The 1527-nt window shown below is 50.9% G+C and carries 2 protein-coding genes; both read left to right on the top strand.

All coding sequences use genetic code 11. The features are described from left to right. The first annotated feature begins 13 nt into the window (after positions 1 to 13). On the top strand, positions 14 to 142 hold the full coding sequence (locus VE954_RS44360; protein WP_414699024.1) for a transposase: 129 nt from the start codon (positions 14 to 16) through the stop codon (positions 140 to 142). A 660-nt stretch (positions 143 to 802) separates the two neighbouring features. Then, positions 803 to 1438 carry an RtcB family protein gene (locus tag VE954_RS21660; protein WP_324956663.1) on the top strand — a complete coding sequence of 212 codons (636 nt, stop codon included), beginning with the start codon at positions 803 to 805 and terminating at the stop codon, positions 1436 to 1438. Positions 1439 to 1527: the final 89 nt, after the last annotated feature.

The following is a 1527-nucleotide window of genomic DNA, read 5'->3' as shown; positions in this document are numbered from 1 at the left end:
TCATGTCCATATTTTGATGGCACTCAATCCAAAGGCGCAGCCGTCCAAACTCATTAATAATCTGAAAACGGTAAGCTCCCGCCTTATCCGCAAGGAGTTTTCCGAACATATTCAAAAGTATTATGGGAAACCGATCTTTTGAAGCAGGACGTATTGCCTTCTGACCGTTGGTGGCGCTCCACTTTCAGTGCTCAAGCAATACGTTGAAAATCAGGCCGAAGTGGAATAGGCCGCTCACCTCGCTTGGCTCGGATCACGGCAGCCCTGTTTCACCACCAGCCAAATCCGTCTGGTTCCTCGCCGGCTCGGGACGGGCTATGGTTGGAGTACTTGCCGACAATCCGATAGACTTCGGAATGGCTACCACGCTGTCTTCGCTGGAGGCGGAGAGCGCCGGTCCTTCTCAACCACCATTTGGTTAAGCCAGTGGAATTTGCTGCATTGCGTAAGCTGCTGGCTGATTATCAACCGAATTTTTTGCGGTAGTCATCATCGTCAGTTTAAATAAACTGCCATGCCTTATTCCGGAATCTCCAGGTTCTGCTTTCCAGTTGGTGCAGAAATAGATTGACTCGCGTCCACCTGAGGAGCCTGCAGGGCTGAGTGTAGGTCTTGCGAAGCATAGGCTACGGTTTTTTAATGTCGTTCCCGCTTCGATATCGCCTGATCTCAATAAGTGAAATAAGTTCTAAATTCTGCGCACCAGAATAATGTAGTAATCAATGATTTCAGAGTATTTTTAAGAAAGTCCGCTGGCATTAATCTGGCAAAAGGGTAGCAGGACTATTGAAGGAGATCCGTCATGCCTATCCAGCAAATCATCAATACTGATTCTTCCGGTCGTCCCCTGGCTGCGGTTGCCAAGGTATGGACCCACGATATCGACGAGAACGCTTTGGATCAGCTACGCACACTTGGTACGCTACCCTTTGTTTTCAAACATGTCGCTGTGATGCCGGACGTGCACGCAGGGAAGGGCTCCACGATCGGATCGGTACTAGCGACCAAAGGTGCGATCACACCCGCAACCGTGGGTGTTGACCTCGGCTGTGGCATGTCGGCTTATAAAATTCCTGGTCTTCGTCCTGAACATCTTGACGGCAAACTGGTGAAGCTGCGTCGAGCCATCGAGAAAGCAGTCCCCGTGGGACAGTCTGTTCATAAAGCCCAGGCGGGTTTGAAAATCCTGCACGCGGATGAAGCCCAGGCGTGCCTGACCGGAAAACAGCAGGTGCTCGATCGGGCCCGCACGTTTGTTGGGAATGATCGCCATTTGGGTTCCCTCGATAAGGTCGCGCCCCAGATGGGAAGCCTGGGTGGCGGCAATCACTTCATCGAAGTCTGCGTCTCCAAAGGCAACGACGTCTGGTTGCTGCTCCACTCGGGCCCCTATATCTCAGCCAAGTATGAGACAGTTTCTGCCGATAAATTAGTATAATGAAAGTGGCGGAAATGAGGCTTCATCCATGTCCCAGACATCCAAAGACAAAAAGCTTGTGGGTTCAGCAACTTCAGAATCATTACCTG

It is taken from the genome of Oligoflexus sp. (assembly GCF_035638955.1).
Classification (GTDB): domain Bacteria; phylum Bdellovibrionota_B; class Oligoflexia; order Oligoflexales; family Oligoflexaceae; genus Oligoflexus.
The sequence above is the reverse complement of the archived record's forward strand: the minus strand, read 5'-3'. Positions and strand labels throughout refer to the sequence as shown.

Bases quoted from the DNA above. Each gene is read 5' to 3' on its own strand.
- VE954_RS21660 (WP_324956663.1), top strand. From the start codon at position 803: ATGCCTATCCAGCAAATCATCAATACTGATTCTTCCGGTCGTCCCCTG.